The organism is Carnobacterium sp., assembly GCF_045617425.1.
Lineage (GTDB): Bacteria > Bacillota > Bacilli > Lactobacillales > Carnobacteriaceae > Carnobacterium_B.
In genome coordinates this window covers 386860-404624 of sequence record NZ_JAZLIO010000009.1, presented here as the reverse complement: position 1 = coordinate 404624, position 17765 = coordinate 386860, and the positions used below count along the sequence as shown (strand labels likewise).

Annotated in this window: 17 protein-coding genes; 16 read left to right on the top strand and 1 reads right to left on the bottom strand. The window is 35.6% G+C overall.

What is annotated here, in order from left to right; genetic code table 11:
- Window positions 1–9 precede the first annotated feature (9 nt).
- From ACKI3H_RS05195 to ACKI3H_RS05175, 5 genes are all read left to right on the top strand, one after another.
- A complete protein-coding gene (locus ACKI3H_RS05195) occupies window positions 10–1614 on the top strand; it encodes a PTS transporter subunit EIIC (protein ID WP_407371213.1) in 1605 nt (534 codons plus the stop codon).
- A 34-nt stretch (window positions 1615–1648) separates the two neighbouring features.
- Window positions 1649–2977 (top strand): 6-phospho-alpha-glucosidase, encoded by a 1329-nt coding sequence (locus ACKI3H_RS05190; protein ID WP_407371383.1) that lies wholly within the window; start codon window positions 1649–1651, stop codon window positions 2975–2977.
- A gap of 245 nt (window positions 2978–3222) precedes the next feature.
- A complete protein-coding gene (locus tag ACKI3H_RS05185) occupies window positions 3223–4782 on the top strand; it encodes a gluconokinase (protein WP_407371212.1) in 1560 nt (519 codons plus the stop codon).
- A 203-nt stretch (window positions 4783–4985) separates the two neighbouring features.
- Window positions 4986–5750: a threonine/serine exporter ThrE family protein gene (locus ACKI3H_RS05180; RefSeq protein WP_407371211.1), complete on the top strand. Its 765-nt coding sequence runs from the start codon at window positions 4986–4988 to the stop codon at window positions 5748–5750.
- Window positions 5747–6205, top strand: coding sequence for a threonine/serine exporter family protein (locus ACKI3H_RS05175; protein WP_407371210.1), 459 nt, complete (start codon window positions 5747–5749; stop codon window positions 6203–6205). The genes ACKI3H_RS05180 and ACKI3H_RS05175 overlap by 4 nt, the downstream gene beginning before the upstream one ends.
- Window positions 6206–6290: 85 nt before the next feature.
- On the opposite strand, the gene ACKI3H_RS05170 is transcribed toward ACKI3H_RS05175, so the two are convergent.
- On the bottom strand, window positions 6291–7118 hold the full coding sequence (locus ACKI3H_RS05170; RefSeq protein ID WP_407371209.1) for an aminotransferase class IV: 828 nt from the start codon (window positions 7116–7118) through the stop codon (window positions 6291–6293).
- A gap of 134 nt (window positions 7119–7252) precedes the next feature.
- On the opposite strand from ACKI3H_RS05170, the gene ACKI3H_RS05165 reads away from it, so the two are divergent.
- The 11 genes from ACKI3H_RS05165 to ACKI3H_RS05115 all read left to right on the top strand — a co-directional run bounded on the left by ACKI3H_RS05165 (window position 7253) and on the right by ACKI3H_RS05115 (window position 17759).
- Window positions 7253–7426, top strand: a complete 174-nt coding sequence (locus ACKI3H_RS05165) for a hypothetical protein (RefSeq protein ID WP_407371208.1) — start codon at window positions 7253–7255, stop codon at window positions 7424–7426.
- Between the two features lie 359 nt (window positions 7427–7785).
- Window positions 7786–8877: an ABC transporter permease gene (locus ACKI3H_RS05160; RefSeq protein ID WP_407371207.1), complete on the top strand. Its 1092-nt coding sequence runs from the start codon at window positions 7786–7788 to the stop codon at window positions 8875–8877.
- 15 nt (window positions 8878–8892) lie between these two features.
- On the top strand, window positions 8893–9573 hold the full coding sequence (locus ACKI3H_RS05155; protein ID WP_407371206.1) for an ABC transporter ATP-binding protein: 681 nt from the start codon (window positions 8893–8895) through the stop codon (window positions 9571–9573).
- Between the two features lie 46 nt (window positions 9574–9619).
- Window positions 9620–10075: a MarR family winged helix-turn-helix transcriptional regulator gene (locus ACKI3H_RS05150; RefSeq protein ID WP_407371205.1), complete on the top strand. Its 456-nt coding sequence runs from the start codon at window positions 9620–9622 to the stop codon at window positions 10073–10075.
- A 60-nt stretch (window positions 10076–10135) separates the two neighbouring features.
- The gene (locus ACKI3H_RS05145; protein WP_407371204.1) at window positions 10136–11644 is read left to right on the top strand and encodes a phytoene desaturase family protein; all 1509 of its coding nucleotides are present in this window, start codon (window positions 10136–10138) and stop codon (window positions 11642–11644) included.
- Between the two features lie 45 nt (window positions 11645–11689).
- Window positions 11690–12550: a phytoene/squalene synthase family protein gene (locus tag ACKI3H_RS05140; protein ID WP_407371203.1), complete on the top strand. Its 861-nt coding sequence runs from the start codon at window positions 11690–11692 to the stop codon at window positions 12548–12550.
- Between the two features lie 92 nt (window positions 12551–12642).
- On the top strand, window positions 12643–14148 hold the full coding sequence (locus tag ACKI3H_RS05135) for a phytoene desaturase family protein (protein ID WP_407371202.1): 1506 nt from the start codon (window positions 12643–12645) through the stop codon (window positions 14146–14148).
- Entirely contained in the window at window positions 14138–15550 is a 1413-nt protein-coding gene (locus ACKI3H_RS05130) for an aldehyde dehydrogenase family protein (protein ID WP_407371201.1), read from the top strand. Before ACKI3H_RS05135 ends, ACKI3H_RS05130 begins: the two co-directional genes overlap by 11 nt.
- An 11-nt stretch (window positions 15551–15561) precedes the next feature.
- Entirely contained in the window at window positions 15562–16671 is a 1110-nt protein-coding gene (locus ACKI3H_RS05125; protein ID WP_407371200.1) for a glycosyltransferase family 2 protein, read from the top strand.
- Window positions 16672–16675: 4 nt separating this feature from the next.
- Complete coding sequence (locus ACKI3H_RS05120) at window positions 16676–17197, top strand: glycosyl-4,4'-diaponeurosporenoate acyltransferase (protein ID WP_407371199.1); 522 nt, start codon at window positions 16676–16678, stop codon at window positions 17195–17197.
- Between the two features lie 115 nt (window positions 17198–17312).
- A complete protein-coding gene (locus ACKI3H_RS05115; RefSeq protein ID WP_407371198.1) occupies window positions 17313–17759 on the top strand; it encodes a CopY/TcrY family copper transport repressor in 447 nt (148 codons plus the stop codon).
- The last annotated feature ends 6 nt before the right edge of the window (window positions 17760–17765 follow it).

Genomic DNA, 17765 nt, shown 5'->3' with positions numbered 1-17765 from the left:
GCAAGAGGTATGAAAGAGAAATTAATGGATGGTATGCAACGTTTTTCTAAAGCAATGTTTATTCCAGTATTAATTTTACCCATTGCAGGGATTTTAATTGCAATCGGTAATCTATTTACAAATGCAAAGCTAATTGAAACCGTTCCCTTTTTGAATAATCCAATTACCATGGGATTTGGAACAATTTTATCCGGTTCTTTAGTATCCATTTTAAATAATTTAGGTTTAATTTTTTGTATGGGTCTAGCAGTAGGGCTAGCAAACAAGAAAAAATCGGAGGCTGGATTTACAGCAGTTTTAGGTTACTTAGTCTTTATTAACGCAATGAACAAATTTATGGAAATCAGCGGATTATTATTCGAAGGAGAATCTTTACAAGGAACGGGACAAACGATGGTATTGGGTGTTCAAGTTCTGGATATGGGCGTTTTTCTTGGTATTATATTAGGTGTAGTAACAGCCATTGTACACAATAAATTTTGTGAGAAAGAATTTAATAATGCATTCCAGATTTATGGGGGTACTCGTTTTGTATTTATTCTATTGATCCCAGTGGTTGTATTATTGGCTATTGCATTCACTTATATTTGGCCATTTTTCCAAAGTGGTATCAATAGTTTAGGAACATTGATCAATCAAAGTGGGAATTTTGGAATCTTCTTATATGGAATGTTAGAACGATTATTGATTCCAACCGGACTACATCACTTAGTTTATACACCTTTCTTATATACTTCACTAGGAGGTATTCAAGAGGTAGGCGGACAAATTTTCGAAGGAGCTAGAAACATCTACTTCGCTGAGATTGCAGATCCTAATGTCAGTATCTTATCCCCAAGTGTGATCTGGGATGCACGTGGAATTTCTAAAATGTTCGGTTTAATTGGTGCTTGTCTAGCGATGTACCAAACAGCAAGTCCTGAAAATAAAAACAAAGCAAAAGCTATTTTAATTCCTGCGGTAGTGACGTCATTTGTAGCAGGAGTAACAGAGCCTATCGAATTTTCATTTATGTTTGTAGCACCGTTGTTATTCGTTGTCCATGCAGTATTAAGTGGATTAAGTATGGTTGTATTGAACTTATTAAGTGTCCGAGCTATCGGACCAAATGGTTTTATTGATTTCCTATTGTACAATGTGCCTTTGGGAATTGAAAAAACCGGATGGCCAATGTATATCTTAGTAGGACTTGTATTCTTCGCTATCTACTACTTTACTTTCCGTTTCTTGATCACAACATTCAAATATAAAACAATCGGTCGTGAAGATACTGGTCAGGAAACAAAACTTTATTCTAAGAATGAGTACAATGAAAGTAAAACTAAAAATGTACCTGCTAAAGAAGGCGTACCTCAAGAAGAAAAGGGTTTAGCAAGTACGATTGTTGCAGCTTTAGGAGGACCAGAAAATATCAATACTGTAACCAATTGTTACACACGATTGAGATTAACCTTGCATAAGCCAGATAAAGTTGATGAATTAGCGTTGAAAAATGATACAGGAGCAAGCGGAGTCATCATCAAAGACCAGAATGTTCACGTTGTTTACGGATTGCAAGTTAATAGCGTTAGAAAAGCTGTCGATCAGTATTTAGGTAGAGAATCAGATGAGTAAACCAAGTAGACAAAATGAAGGGAAGTCATTAAAAATGAAAAAATTTTCAATCGTAATTGCAGGAGGCGGAAGTACGTTTACGCCAGGAATTGTTATGATGCTATTGGATAACATGGATCGTTTCCCCATTAAAGAATTGAAACTATACGATAATGACGGTGAAAGACAAAGTATTTTAGGCGATGCATTAGAAATTCTCTTAAAAGAACAAGCTCCACAAGTGAAGTTTTCACACACAACAGATCCTGAAACAGCCTTTACAGATGTGGATTTTGTTATGGCACATATTCGTGTTGGGAAATACGCCATGAGAGAACAAGATGAAAAAATTCCTTTAAAATATGGGATTGTTGGTCAAGAAACTTGTGGACCAGGCGGGATTGCTTATGGAATGCGCAGTATTACGGGAATGATGGAAATCATCGATTATATGGAAGAATACTCTCCGGATGCTTGGATGTTAAACTATTCAAATCCAGCTGCAATCGTAGCGGAAGCTTGCCGTGTGATGCGTCCAAATTCAAAAGTATTGAATATTTGTGATATGCCTGTTGGAACGTTGAGAAGAATGTCTCAAATCATTGGCAAAACACCTGATGAATTAGAAGTTCGTTACTTTGGATTAAATCACTTTGGTTGGTGGACTAGTGTAAAAGATATCGCCACTGGTCATGAATATTTAGATGAAATCAAAAAATACGTTGCTGAGAATGGTTACTTGACTCAAGTAGAAGTGGATACGCAACACATGGACGAAAGTTGGCAAGCCACTCATAAAAAAGCAAAAGATCTATTGGCGATTGAACCACGTTTCTTACCAAATACGTATTTGAAATACTACTTCTATCCGGATTATGAAGTTGCTCACTCAAATCCAGAATTTACTCGAGCAAATGAAGTTATGGCTGGACGTGAAAAAGAAGTGTTTACAGCTGCTAAAGGAATTATTGAAAAAGGGACTGCTGAAAACAGCGGTTTCCACATTGACAGCCACGCTTCCTTTATCGTTGATTTAGCTCGTGCGATTGCCTTCAATACACATGAACGGATGTTACTGATCGTCGAAAATAATGGCGCCATTGCGAACTTTGATGATGACGCTATGGTAGAAGTTCCTTGTATTGTGGGCAGCGATGGTCCAGAACCATTAGCTCAAGGGAAAATTCCGAATTTTGAGAGAGCATTGATGCTGCAACAAGTTACAGCTGAAAAAATGGTCGTAGAAGCCTATATAGAAGGAAGTTACCAAAAATTATGGCAAGCGTTAAGTCTATCCAAAATCGTTCCAAATGTAGAAGTGGCTAAAAATCTATTGGATGATTTAATTGTAGCGAATAAAGGGTTCTGGCCAGATTTAAACTAAAAAGTGTTTAACAAAAAAAAAGCAAGAAAAGGGACCTGCATTCACCTTTCTTGCTTTTTTATATGATGAAAAATGGACTGGAAATCCAGTGTTTTAATAGACTTGTTTTCTTTATAAAAAAGTTGACAAAATTATCGTCAAACGCCATGATTATAGGTGAGAATATTTTTATCTTGAAGAAAAATAGACGCATGAATACGCAACGAATTTGGAGATATTCGGTTTAATACAAAGGGGATTAGTAAATGGTCAAGCAGCAAAGGTATACAATTGGAGTAGATATTGGTACAACAAGCACAAAAGCCGTCTTATACCAAGAAGATCTTCAAGTAATAGATAGTACTTATGTAGGGTATTCTATTCATCAAACTGAAGTAGGCATGGCCGAACAAGATCCAAAAGTGATTTTTCAAGCTGTACTTTCAGTTATACATACATTAATGGAAAAAGATAAAGGAATCAGCCATCTAATTGATTTCATCTCTTTTTCAAGTGCTATGCACAGTGTTATTGTCGTAGATGAACAAGATGAATTGTTGACCAACTGCATCATTTGGGCTGATAATCGTCCAGCAGATCTAGTTGCTCACTTAAAACAAACAGCGGACTGGAAAGACTTATATAAAAAAACTGGCACTCCAGTTCACTCTATGAGCCCATTCAGCAAAATTTTGTGGCTGAAAGAGTATCATCCTGCTATTTTAAAAAAAGCTAAGAGGATTATTGGAATCAAAGAATATATCTTATTTCATTTGACTGGAGAATACAAAATTGATTACTCGATTGCTTCAGCAACAGGATTATTCAATATTCATGAATTATCATGGGATAAAGATATCCTGAAACTTCTTGGTATTGAGGAGTCACTTTTATCTGAACCTGTAGATGTTTCCTATAGATGGAATAAAATTCAAGAACGTTATGCTGAAGAAATGGCTATTGATTCTACAACGGACTTGGTCATTGGTGCCAGTGACGGTTGTTTATCGAACCTTGGTGTTGGGGCAATGGATCCTGGGGAAACGGCGATTACAATTGGTACTAGTGGAGCTATTCGAATGGTTACCAATCATATTGTATTGGATGCAGAGGGTAGAACCTTTTGTTACTATTTGTCGAAAGACCGTTGGGTTATCGGCGGGGCCGTAAACAATGGAGGAAATGTCATGTCATGGCTGACATCAATTCTTTACCCTGAAGGCAGCAAAATAATGGACAATGGTATCGAAACAAGACTAGAAAAGCTTAATCGATTTGCTGAAATAATAAAACCTGGTGCAGAAGGCTTATTCTTTTTACCTTATTTAAACGGCGAGCGTGCCCCTTTATGGGAATCGGAAGCTACGGGCAGCTTTATCGGATTGGCTTCTAGGCACACTACTGGACATATGGTACGTGCAGCTATGGAAGGCGTACTATTTAATCTTTACGATGTTTGGCAAATTATTCAAGATGTTGGAGGTCCATCTAAAACTATAAATGTAACAGGAGGTTTTTTAAATTCTCCACTCTGGAAACAAATGATAGCAGATATATTCGGAAGAACTATGCAACAGCCAACTAGTTTCGAGAGCTCTTGTTTAGGTGCAATCTTGATTGGTAAAGGAACGGAAGAAACGATTGAAACGGTAGTTAGCCATGAGGAGAAAGAGCGCATAGAAACTACAGTTGAATCAAAAATTAGCATACAGTATAACGAACAAACAGCGATAGACTACCAAAAAATTATTCTTGTGTATCAAAAATTAACAAAAGAAATGACAAAAGTTCGTGGAATGTTGAATGAAGAACAGTATCTTAACTAGTAAATTTTTTTACAGGGCAGAATTTTCTGTTCTGTTTTTTTATTATAAAATTAAAAAGGTCTTAGTAAAAAGAAGTAAAAATGGAATGAACAGTTCTAATAAGTTCATAAATTATGCTATACTAAGTTGAAATTTACATGTACAAAGAAAGCTGTAGGTTAAAGAAAGCGGTCAGCCATTGTGGGAAAGGAAGAGACGATAAAATGGATTACAAAACACTAATGGATGTCGCCATATTAGCAGGGAAAATTATGCTAGAAAGTAACGCTGAAACTTATCGTGTAGAGGATACAATGAACCATATTTTAAAAACATCAAAATTTGAAACAACTGAAGCATTTGCCATTGCTACTGGATTAGTCGCTACGCTAGATGATCCTAGCTTGGAAGATCCAATTACGATAGTGAATCGAATCAAGGTGCGTGATACGAATTTAAATAACATTGCCAGTGTAAATACGATCTCGAGACAATTGACTAGTGATGAAATCACAATTTCAGAAGCGTATACAGCTTTGCAAACTATTGGGAAAGTACAATATAAGTCTATCCATAAAGATATTGCTACATCAGCTTTAGCTGCTGCATTTGCTTTACTTTTAGGTGGTGGCCTTTTTGAAATACTGGCTGCTGGAATAAATGGTGCTTTATTGGCCTTGATCTTAAAAGGCGAAAAGAAGTTAGATATGGGCTCTTTTGTTCGAAATGTTTTATCTTCTGCTGTGATATCTGTGGGCGCTGGATTAATGGAGATGTTTATTTTCCCAACACTTATGATAAGTGTCGTTATAACGGGTACTATCATGCCTTTAGTTCCAGGAACGGCCATTACAAATGCCATACGAGATACTTTACAAGGAGACTACATGTCTGGTGGTGCTAAAGCTTTAGAAGCCTTTGTTACAGCTCTATCAATTGCTTTAGGCGTTGCGATAGGGCTAGTACTTATTGGAGGTGTGCTATTTTGATCAGCCAAGTCATTGGAGCTTTTTTAGCAGTCGCTGCAGCAGCAATTATCTTAGAATCGCCAAAAAAACATATTTTTGCAACAGCTATAGTAGGAGCTATTGGTTGGGGAGTTTATCTGATTTGTCTTGAAACATTAGGATCTGTTGTGTCAACCTACATCTCAGGATTAGTAATTTCTACTCAATCGCATATTTTTTCACGTATTTTTAAAGTTCCTGTAACCATTTTTTTCTTGCCGGGTTTTTTTCCATTAGTGCCAGGTTCGGGAATGTACTTAACGGTCTATGAATTTATTCAAGGAAATACTGATTTGGCACAAGGACATCTTCAAAATACTATCCAAATAGCGGGGATGATTGCTTTGGCTATTTTTACAATAGACACATTATTTAAAGTAATCCAGAGAGCGCGATATTTAAAAGGAAAACGAACCACATCAATGAAAAAAGAATAGAAACCGTTTCCTGATAAACCTATTAGAAACAAAAAATCCGAAATCGCATTTTAGATTTCAGATTTTTTGTTTCTTTTTTTGAGGTTTAAAAATGAGGAATTTGGTGTTCTATGATATATGTTTCGACTAGATCGGCATATTCGGTCAACAGCGTTTTGATTATCGGGTTGGTTGTAGAATGTAAAGGTACTTCTCCAATTGATTTGATGGGTAAGATGTTGTTCCCTGTGCCCGTTATAAAGGCTCCATCAATTTCAGCGAGTTTTGAAACAGCAATCGTATCTTCTCTAACGTCAAAATTTAATTTGGTACACAGTTCCAATGTTTTTTTTCGAACAATACCCAGCAAAACGTTTTTAGCTGGAGAAGTGTATAATTTATTGTTTTTTACAATAAATAAATTTGACCGACTGCCTTCAGTCACATGATCTGTTTGATCAACGAGCAATACCTCATAAGCAAGTTGTTTTTTACGTTCAGCTAAAACAACTTGCTGGTAGTCTTTACGCAATGTTTTAACATTAGGATCTGTTCGTTCTAACTTTAACAATGTGGTATGCATACCATTGAGGTAGTAGTCTTGTGGAGGATAAATAGACGTCGTGAAAAAAATCAATAATCCTTTTTCGGCATTTAAAATAATTTTGATATTTTTATTAATAACATGATTTAATGATACCAAGTGGTAAATACGCTTTGTTAAGACTGTATCGGAATCTTTTAAGTGTAGACCAGTTGCTGCTGCTGAAGCTCTAAAACGTTCTAAATGATCTTCTAGAAAAAGAGGGACACCTTGTTGAACACGAATAACTTCATAAATGTTTTTTCCTTCTAGCTCGTCAAATATAGTATTTTGTTCGGTCGGTATCATTTGATCGTCTATAAAATAAAAGGTCTCTTCTACTTGTTCCATAATTAAACTCCCTTTTGTGTGAACGAATAAGTCGTTTGTTTTCTTCTATTGTAATGAACTTACTGTACAATTAGCAAGAATAAGATTAGTGTATGATCGCTTGATGCTTTATAATGAAGGTTAATGTGTAGCAAATGAAGGAAGAATTATCTATTTCTAAGGATTCCATTCGCATTTTAGGAGAAATGGACTACATTGTTAATGAACGCATAATCATACGATCGTTCGTAGGGGAGCTAAAAAATATAACATTAGAAAAAATTCAGTTTAATGAAGAAGTGTATACGGTATCAGTGAGTTATTTTTAAACACATAATCCAATTTATTACGAGGCACATGTGAAGTTAGAACACGAAGAGAATTTTCCATTTGATCGAATTCCTGGTGGAAAAAATACAACTGGGAGCAAGGGAGGCATGTAGTACCTTTCTATATAATAAACGATTGTGCATTATGGGGCTTCACAGCTAATTTTACGGATCGTTTTATCCAACTGTTGAAGAAGCATAAAATGGATACTTATTCTGAAAATAAGTGAGATAAGTTTACAATAAATTTTATTCTGGTTATACTATATCGTGTGAGATATAAAAAGACTGATAAACTAAAAAAATTATTGTGTTTATTATTCTAAAGAGAACAAGCTACTTTAAAAGGGGGATATAACATGTTTTTAGCATGGAAAGAAATAAAGCATTCAAAAACTAGATTTGCTTTGATTATTGGGGTTATGATCTTGGTGTCTTATTTGGTTTATTTTTTAACTGGATTAGCGTATGGATTAGCTCAAGATAATCGTACAAGTGTAGATAAATGGGAAGCAGATGCCATTGTTCTAACAGATGAATCAAATACGAACATCAATATGTCTATGATGACATTTGAACAAGCTGAAGAAGTTAAAGCTGATGATACTGCTCTACTAGGATTAGCTCCTAGTGTGATACGAAAAGAAGGCGAAACGGGTGAATCATCAAAAATAAATGTAACTTTTTTTGGGATTGAACCAGAAGAATTCATTATGCCCGACGTGATTGATGGTCGAGTATTTGAAAATGATGATGAAGTTGTGGCTGATATTAGTTTAAAAGAAGAAGACAATATTGAGTTAGGCGATACAATCCAACTTGCTGGAAGCGATAAAGAAGTAGAAGTTGTTGGATTTACTGAAAACGCTAAATTCAATGTGGCTCCTGTTTTGTACACGACAATTCCTTCTTATCAAGAAGTTCGATTTGAAGAAGCAGATGATTCGGAAAATGGACGTATTAGTGCAGTAGTTGTTCGCGATTCATCAGAATCGATACAGGATGTTGTCACAGATTCTGATGACTTGGTAGCCTATTCTATTGGAGACTACATCTTTAAGATACCTGGTTACAGCGCGCAAGTTTTAACATTTGGATTAATGATTGGATTTTTAATTGTGATAGCAGCAGTTGTTATTGGGATTTTTATTTATGTATTAACTTTACAAAAAACGAGTATGTTTGGCGTTATGAAAGCACAAGGAATATCTTCAGGTTATATAGCAAAATCAGTTGTAGCACAAACCTTTTTATTATCTACTATCGGTGTTGGAATTGGTTTGATTTTAACAGTTATCACGTCTTTTGTTCTACCGGCAGCGGTTCCTTATAGTACCAATTGGTTGTTCATTGTAGGAATCACAGCTTTACTTATTGTTGTAGCGGTATTAGGAGCGTTATTTTCAGTGCGTACAGTAGTTAAGATTGATCCATTAGAAGCAATCGGATAAAGGAGGAAACCAAAAATGAAATTAATAGAGTTGGATAATGTGAGCCGTTCATTTGGTGAAGGGCATAAACGAGTAGAAGCATTAAAAGATACTACTTTTTCTGTAGGAGAAGGAGAGTTTGTTGCGATTATTGGTCCAAGTGGTTCAGGTAAAAGTACACTCTTAACGATTATTGGAGGGCTGCAAAAACCTTCAAAAGGTACCGTTATGATTAATGAAAAACCTTTTAGTGAAGTTTCTGAAAAAAAACGAGCTGCTTTACGTTTTGAAGAAATTGGATTTATTTTGCAAGCGTCAAATTTAGTCCCATTCTTAACGGTAAAAGACCAACTGAATCTTGTAAACAAAGTTGAAAAAACAAAAGTTGATAAGCAGAAACGAGACGATTTATTAGATGAGCTAGGTATCTTGGATTTGAAAGATAAATACCCAAGTGATCTATCAGGTGGAGAACGCCAACGGGTAGCAATCGCTCGCGCTTTGTATCATGAGCCATCTGTTATCTTGGCAGATGAGCCGACAGCAAGCTTGGATTCTGAAAAAGCATTTGAGGTAGTAGAAATATTGTCACGTGAAACAAAAAATAAAAAAAAAGCGACTATTATGGTTACTCATGATGAACGGTTGATCAGTCAATGTGATAAAGTGTATGTTATGAAGGATGGTATGTTGTCTTTAAGAGAATCAAACGAATAAGATCTGAAAGACAAAACTGGCACTTAGATTGGAAGGAGAGATTGAATTGGATGAAACCATGTTTGTTCGGTCTTTAGAAGACCAACTATGTTTTGAAGTATATAAAGCTTCAAGCGGGTTTTCAAGAATGTATGGAAGAGCGTTAAAACCTTTTGGACTAACGTTTCCCCAATACCTTGTTTTATTAGCATTGTGGGATGAAGATCATGTATTTATAAAAAACATTAGTGACCGTATAGGTATGAGCATAGGGACACTTAATCCAATCCTTAATCGATTGTCAACACAAGGCTGGATTGAAAAAGTCTCATCTGATATAGACAAACGTGCTGTAATTGTTACCTTAACTGAGAAAAGTCAGCAAACTAAAAAAGCCATTTCAAAAGCGATTTTAAATGAGATTATGCATTGCAATATGGCAGATATAAGCAATGCGGCTTTTATAAAAGGGTTAAAGTCATTGAATAATGAATTTGATCAATTAGAAGAAAAAAATGATTAGTACGACATAAACTCAAAAGATTCAATAGAGTTAGTGAGTGGGAAAAGAGGGGTGTTTTTGATGAAAAAAATAGCAGTCATCGGGGCGGGTGTAGCCGGTCTAGCGAGCGCTATACGTTTGCAGCACGAAGGATATGAAGTAGAAATTTATGAAAAAGAAGCCATACCTGGTGGGAAAATGCATCAAATTAAAAAGGACGGCTATACTTTTGATTTAGGTCCCAGTATCGTTATGATGCCACAAATCTATCGAGAAGTTTTTGAATTAGCAGGAAGAAATCCGGATGACTATATCCCAATGAAAAGACTCGATCCTATGTATACTGCTTTTTTTGGAACAGAAGATAAAGATAAGTTTGATGTATCTTCTGATTTGGTCAAATTAATGGAATCTCTAGAAGGAATTAGTGATGAAGATGCGAAGGGTTTTTTGAGTTATCTTCAAGATATATATAGCCGTTTTATTGTAGCAAAAGACCATTTTTTACAACGTCCGTTCCGTAACGCCTTGGACTTTTATAATCCGTTTATGATTAAACAGGCTTTGAAATTAAAAACTTTTGATAGCGCCAATCATTCCATCGGTAAATTTGTAAAAGATAAACGATTGCAACAAATGCTTAGCTTCCAAACCTTATACATAGGAGTTTCACCGGTTAACGGACCTTCTCTTTATACCATCATCCCTATGATTGAATTGCTATATGGCGTTTGGTTTATTGAAGGTGGTATGTATACGATGGCCAAATCTATGGAACGCTTATTTTTAGAATTGGGTGGAAAAGTTCATTACAATTCACCAGTAGAAAAAATCTTGATTAAAGACAAACAGGCGTATGGAATTTCACTACACGATAAAGAGGTTATTGCAGATTATGTTGTCTGTAATGCTGATTTCCCATATGCTATTAAAAATTTGGTTCAAGATACAGCTGCTAAAGGAAAATACACAGATAAAAAAGTCGATAGTATGAAATATTCTTGTTCTTGCTTTATCATGTATTTAGGTATGGATCGTAAATACGAAGGTGTTGATCAATTGCATAATTTTGTGTTTGCTGAAGATCTAGATAAAAATCTTGAAGATATTTTTGCTGGTAAGTTGCTAGATAATCCTTCTTACTATTTATATATGGGTTCAAAAATGGATCAATCAATGGCTCCAGAAGGAAAAGATGGACTTTATCTATTAGTCCCTGTTTCTGATTTATCTATTGCAGATTACGAGTGGACTGAAGAAACGATCCAGCATTACCGATCAGAAGTTTTAAATTCGTTGAAACAACTTAAAGGTTTTGAAAACGTTGAGAATGAGATTGTATCGGAAAGCTATATGACACCTATTGATTTCAAAGAAAAATTTAATGCGTACAATGGTGCTTGTTTTGGACTGAGACCTAATTTATTACAAAGTAATCATTTTCGTCCGCAAGCTAAAGCTAAAAATTGTGAGAATCTCTACTTTGCTGGAAGCAGTACGCACCCTGGAGCAGGAGTGCCAATCGTATTGATGTCTGCAAAAATAGCTACTGAGGAATTGATTTTAGATGATCGTGGCGTTAAGGCATAATTCATTACTGTATGAAGCTTAATCTATACTATAGGAGGCCTGGATATGGAAGCGAATAGACAAGAAACCATAAAACAAGATTATCAGTACTGCGAAGAGATCATAAAAAAACATTCAAAAAGCTTTTATTATGCTTTTTCGCGTTTACCAAAAGCCAAAGCACAAGCTATATTTGCCATTTATGCTTTCTGTCGAAAGGCTGATGATAGTGTAGACTTGGTTGATACAAAAGAAGAACAACTTTCGGCAGTAACAATTTTAGAAAAAGAACTGTCTCTATTCGAACAAGGAAATCCTATAGATCACCCAATTTGGCGTGCGTTAACAGATGTTTTTGACCGTTATGACATGTCTATTGAGCCTTTTTATGATCAATTAATAGGTCAAAAAATGGATATAGATTTTGCTGAACCAAAGAATCTAACGGAATTAGAAACCTACAGCTATTATGTTGCTGGATCAGTTGGATTAATGTTGTTGCCTGTTTTAGCTTCAAAATCGCACCAAGACCTCACTCAACTAGCGATTAATTTAGGAATAGCTATGCAATTGACAAATATCTTAAGAGATGTTGGCGAGGATTTCCAAAAAATTGATCGAATTTACTTGCCAGTTTCTGAGTTGACTGCTGAAAATTATACACGAAAAGATATAGAACAAAAAATTATCAATGTTAATTTTATTCGTATCTGGGAAAAAATGGCTCAACGTGCAGAATATTTATATGATGATGTGCAAGAGGGGTTTCGCTATTTTGATGAAGATAGTCGATTACCGGTCAAACTTTCGTCAGCGATTTATCGTGGGTTATTGAATGCTGTACGTAAGAATAATTACGATTGCTTTACTAAGCGTAATTATGTATCGCCAGTAGAAATGAAACGTATTTATCAATCGATAAAATAAGAATTTGTCCTTGACCAATAAGCTTTATAGCTTTAGTTTAGGACTTTTCTTGTCTATTCATTATAATAAACTATATGAGGAGTGGGTTAACTATGTCAACTCAAAAGAAAACGGTTATCGTTATAGGTGGAGGTTTAGGCGGCCTTTCAGCAGCTATTTCATTAGCTCAAAGTGGATACACCGTATCGCTTTATGAAAAAAATCATCATCTTGGAGGCAAATTAAACCGGTTGGAGCAAGATGGATTTGGATTTGATTTAGGCCCTTCCATTTTAACAATGCCACATGTATTCGAAAAGTTATTTACAGGAAGCAATCGCAAAATGGCTGACTACATATCGATTATTCAACTAGACCACCAGTGGAGATCTTTTTTTCCAGACAATTCGGTTATTGATTTGTACAGTGATTTAGAAAAAATGAACTATAAAAATAGTGAGTTAAGTGAAAAAGATATGAAGGAATATGCAGAATTTTTAGAGTATGCTAAAAAATTATACGATGCAACTGAAAAAGGGTATTTTGAAAAAGGGTTAGACAAAACAGGAGAAATTTTCCGTGAGCATGGCTTATTTGGCTCGATGAAAGACTTTGATTACTTTTCATCCATGTACGACGCTATTGAAAAAAGAATCAGTAATCAAAAAGTGCGCGATATGTTAGCTTATTTTATTAAATACGTAGGTTCTTCTCCGTACGATGCACCAGCGGTACTTAACATGATGATTTATATGCAACATGCTCAGGGTGTATGGTATGTTCCTGGAGGTATGCATAAAATTGCCGAAGGATTAATTAAATTAGCAACTGAGATAGGTGTAGAACTGCATACTGGTCTTGGTGTTACATCCTTTATCAAAGACGAACAAAATCAAATAAGTGCTGTAGAGCTTGCAGATGACTCTTTAAGAAAAGCCGACTATTATATTTCTAATATGGAAGTTATTCCGGCTTATCAAAAATTACTAAATGAGGAACCTGCTTTTATTGAAAAATTAGAAAAACGTTTTGAACCTTCAAGTTCAGGATTGGTGATACATCTTGGAGTGGACAGAGAATATCCGCAACTTGCTCATCATAATTTCTTTTTCTCATCTGATCCAGCCAATCATTTTGATACAGTCTTCAATCAGCATAAATTACCTAAAGATCCGACTATTTATTTAGTAAATGTAAACAAAACAGATAAAGCTCAATCAAAACCAGGACATGAAAATATTAAAATTTTGCCTCATATTCCATATATTCAAGATGAGCCATTCACTCATGAAGAGTATCTTTTACTTCGTGAACGTGTATTGATCAAGTTAGAAAAAATGGGATTGACCGATCTACGGAAGCATATTGTGACAGAAGATTTTTGGACACCAGATGATATTGAAAAAACTTATGGATCTCACAAAGGTTCAATTTATGGAACCGTTTCTAATCGTAAGAAAAATCATGGCTTTAAGCATGCTAAACATAGTGAACGGTATGACAACCTTTATTTTGTTGGAGGAACTGTAAACCCAGGTGGAGGTATGCCGATGGTTACGATGAGTGGCCAACAAGTGAGAGATAAAATCGTTCAAAGGGACCAACAAGATGATAACTAAAGCAGGCGTTAGCGATAATAAGACAAACTGGTCCATTATTCAACAGCATCAAAAAACGCTCGTAGCGGATAGCAATCATCTCAATACAACTAGACGAAAACAACTTTTAGAGGTTTTACGTATGTTATTAATGGAAAATGAATCCGAATTGCTCAGTGCTTTATATAAAGATCTAGGAAAATCACCAGAAGAAGCGTATGCTTCTGAACTGGCAGTATTGCTTCAAGAAATTGATTTTATGAAACGTTGCTTAAATAAATGGCAGCAACCTAAGCATAAGCGCCATATTAAACTAGGTTCGGTGAGCAAAACAACAGTTGAACATCATCCTTATGGTTCTATATTGGTCATTAGTCCATGGAACTATCCTTTACAGTTAGCGCTTATGCCTGTAATCGGAGCTCTTGCAGCAGGAAATAGCTGCTTTATCAAACCCTCTGAATTTGCTCCAGAGACCGCCAAGCTTCTAGCTAAATTAACAAGGGCTTATTTTTCGCCAGATGTTTTAATGGTTGTAAATGGAGACGCCACAGTAGCTGCTGAGTTATTAGAATTACCTTGGGATTTTATTTTTTTTACAGGAAGCAACAATGTAGGAGCCATTGTGCATCGCGCAGCTGCTGAAAAACAAATACCTGTTGTATTGGAGTTAGGCGGTAAAAATCCTTGTGTTGTTGATGAGACCAATTTAACGATAGCCGTTGTACAAAGAATTATATGGGGGAAATTTTTAAATGCTGGTCAAAGTTGCATTGCTCCAGATACTGTTTATGTTCATCAAACGATTTATCTTCAATTTCTTCAGATGGCAGTTGAACAAATCAAAAAGTTTTATGGTCTGCATCCTATTGAAGAGGGAACAATTGGGAGAATGGCTCATGAAAAACAATTTGAAAAGATGGTCGATTTTTTGAAACAAGGAAGTATTTATTATGGCGGAAAAGTTGATGCTACACAAAAAAGGATAGAGCCAACGGTATTAACAGATATAACAGCACGTAGTTCAATTCTTGAGGAAGAAATATTTGGTCCGATTTTACCGGTCATCCCATATACAAACTTATCAAAATTAGTAAATGAACTGAAACGAACGGACGATCCGCTTGTCACTTATATTTTCAGTAAAAATAAAGGAACTATTGAGTACGTTAAAACTAAATTACGTTCAGGAGCTTTTAGTCTGAATCAAGTAATTTTACACGCAATTAGTTCGGATAGTTCGTTTGGCGGAGTAGGAGCCAGTGGATTTGGACGATATCATGGCTCAGCAAGTCTAGATGCATTTAGTTATGAACGAACAGTCTATACTTATCTTCTGCCATTTAACATCCAAAAACAATACCCGCCCTATCAATCTAATGATTTAAACCTGCTTCGTAAATGGAGACGTTGGTTATTTTAGGAGGAGCAATGATGTTGTTCATAGTTGTATTAGTAAGTTTTATTTCAATGATGAGTGGCTTTTTGATGCTTTGGAAAGTTCCTTTGGCTATAAAAGACACGAATAATAGTAGTGTGAAAAAGACAGTTTCGATTATTATTCCTGCTAGGAATGAAGAAGATCGGTTGCCGACGCTGTTGGCATCTTTAAACAATCAGTCATACAAACCTATAGAAGTCATTGTTGTAGATGATGAGTCTTCTGACAGGACAGTTGCTGTTGCTCAACAACAAGGTGCAAAAGTTATAAAAAAGAGAAAAAATGATGAATGGATGGGGAAATCCGCTGCTTGTTGGAGTGGGGCCAATGAAGCAAAAGGTGATTGGTTATTGTTTTTAGATGCAGATACATTCTTTGAAGATAAAACCAGCTTGGAGCAACTGTTAGCGACTTATCAATCTGGCGATGCAATTGGAATTCTCTCATTCCAACCCTTTCATAAGATAACGAACGGGTATGAAAATTTATCTGCTGTATTTAATATTATATTAATGGCGGGCATGAATGTATTTACCCCGTTAGGTACTCAAATTGAGACGGCAGGTTCATTTGGACCTTGTATTTTATGTGATAAAGAAGAGTATTTTATTGTCGGAGGACATAAAGCTATAAAAGGAGCTATAATGGATGATCTTGCTCTAGGTGAAAAATTTAGGGAAAACAATTTTCCAGTTCGCTGTTATGGAGGACGGGGAATAATCCAGTTTCAAATGTACCCTGAAGGAATCAAGCAATTGGTTGAAGGATGGACAAAAAGTTTTGGCACGGCTGCTCAGTCTACCCATCCCCTAGTTACCAGTCTGATTTCACTTTGGATCAGTGGAGCATTTTTTACAATTGGTTCTTTAATCGTAGCTTTGTTGGCAAATAATACTAGTCTATTGATTGTCGCTAGTTTAGTTTGTACAGTTTTTGCCGTACAATTTTATTGGCTTGCTCATCGTTTTGGCCAATTTAGTTTATGGATTTTGTTTGGTTATCCACTATTCTTTTTGTTTTTTATTGGTTTATTTGTTTGGTCACTCTTTTTGACAAAAGTACTCCACAGAGTTACTTGGAGTGGACGAAAGTTGGAGGTGTAGACCATTGCAACTCATAGAATTTCCAATGATCTGGACCATCATTATTGACAGCATCGCATGGGCAATTTTTCAATTAAGCATTTCCTATTTTACGTTGTCTTTATCAGAAAATTATTTTCAAAAGCAAACCTTTATCTATCCAGCAAGAAAGTGGGAAAATGAAGGACAATTTTGGCAGACACATTTCAGCATAAAAAAGTGGGCAAAAATTATTCCTGACGGTACGAGAATACTAAAAAAAGGTTTTTATAAAAAAAATCTACAGCAAAAAGAAGCAAATTATCTTGAAACATTCATACTTGAAACAAAACGAGCTGAACTTACCCATTGGCTTTCCATACTCCCTTCATTCCTATTTTTTTTATGGAATCCTGTATGGGTAGGTTGGATCATGGTAATTTATGCGCTAGTATTTAATATACCGATTATCCTTTTGCAACGGTACAATCGTCCACGCCTTGAAAGAGTACTGAAACGTAAGAATGCAAGACAAAAAAATCCACTCATGCTACTAAAAGTAGAATGAGTGGATTTTTTGCCGTAAGAAATTTGAAACAGACTAGTTGACAAATAACGATTACAAATGTAAACTAAATTTATATAAATGATTACAAGTGTAGTCGAAAAGGAGGGATTCCAGAATGACGAATAAAATTAAACCCACTATCTCAGATGCTGAATGGGAAATCATGCGCGTAGTTTGGACAAATCATACAGTAACCAGTAAAGAAATTACCGAAATAGTAAAAGAAAAGATGAACTGGAAGCAAGCAACCATAAAAACATTGATTGGTCGTTTAGTTGAAAAAGGAATTTTAAGGACCGAAGCGATTGGAAACAAGTACTTGTATAGTCCAGTCATTAGTGAAGAAGAAAGTTTTAAAGGTAAGACAACTGATTTTTTTGATCAGATATGCAATCGAAAAGTTGGAGCAACTCTTGCTGAACTTATCCGTGAAGCCACGTTGAGTCACGCAGATGTTCAACTGTTAGAAGAACTTGTCCAACAAAAAAAAGAAGAAGCTGTTGACAGCGTTCCTTGTGACTGTATACCTGGACAATGCGACTGCCAACAGAACCATGCATAAAAAGGG

Excerpts from the sequence above, each read along its gene's own strand:
- ACKI3H_RS05195 (WP_407371213.1), top strand. The coding sequence starts at position 10 with ATGAAAGAGAAATTAATGGATGGTATGCAACGTTTTTCTAAAGCAATG.
- ACKI3H_RS05190 (WP_407371383.1), top strand. The coding sequence starts at position 1,649 with ATGAAAAAATTTTCAATCGTAATTGCAGGAGGCGGAAGTACGTTTACG.
- ACKI3H_RS05185 (WP_407371212.1), top strand. The coding sequence starts at position 3,223 with ATGGTCAAGCAGCAAAGGTATACAATTGGAGTAGATATTGGTACAACA.
- ACKI3H_RS05180 (WP_407371211.1), top strand. The coding sequence starts at position 4,986 with ATGGATTACAAAACACTAATGGATGTCGCCATATTAGCAGGGAAAATT.
- ACKI3H_RS05170 (WP_407371209.1), bottom strand. The coding sequence starts at position 7,118 with ATGGAACAAGTAGAAGAGACCTTTTATTTTATAGACGATCAAATGATA.
- ACKI3H_RS05165 (WP_407371208.1), top strand. The coding sequence starts at position 7,253 with ATGAAGGAAGAATTATCTATTTCTAAGGATTCCATTCGCATTTTAGGA.
- ACKI3H_RS05160 (WP_407371207.1), top strand. The coding sequence starts at position 7,786 with ATGTTTTTAGCATGGAAAGAAATAAAGCATTCAAAAACTAGATTTGCT.
- ACKI3H_RS05155 (WP_407371206.1), top strand. The coding sequence starts at position 8,893 with ATGAAATTAATAGAGTTGGATAATGTGAGCCGTTCATTTGGTGAAGGG.
- ACKI3H_RS05145 (WP_407371204.1), top strand. The coding sequence starts at position 10,136 with ATGAAAAAAATAGCAGTCATCGGGGCGGGTGTAGCCGGTCTAGCGAGC.
- ACKI3H_RS05140 (WP_407371203.1), top strand. The coding sequence starts at position 11,690 with ATGGAAGCGAATAGACAAGAAACCATAAAACAAGATTATCAGTACTGC.
- ACKI3H_RS05135 (WP_407371202.1), top strand. The coding sequence starts at position 12,643 with ATGTCAACTCAAAAGAAAACGGTTATCGTTATAGGTGGAGGTTTAGGC.
- ACKI3H_RS05130 (WP_407371201.1), top strand. The coding sequence starts at position 14,138 with ATGATAACTAAAGCAGGCGTTAGCGATAATAAGACAAACTGGTCCATT.
- ACKI3H_RS05125 (WP_407371200.1), top strand. The coding sequence starts at position 15,562 with ATGTTGTTCATAGTTGTATTAGTAAGTTTTATTTCAATGATGAGTGGC.
- ACKI3H_RS05115 (WP_407371198.1), top strand. The coding sequence starts at position 17,313 with ATGACGAATAAAATTAAACCCACTATCTCAGATGCTGAATGGGAAATC.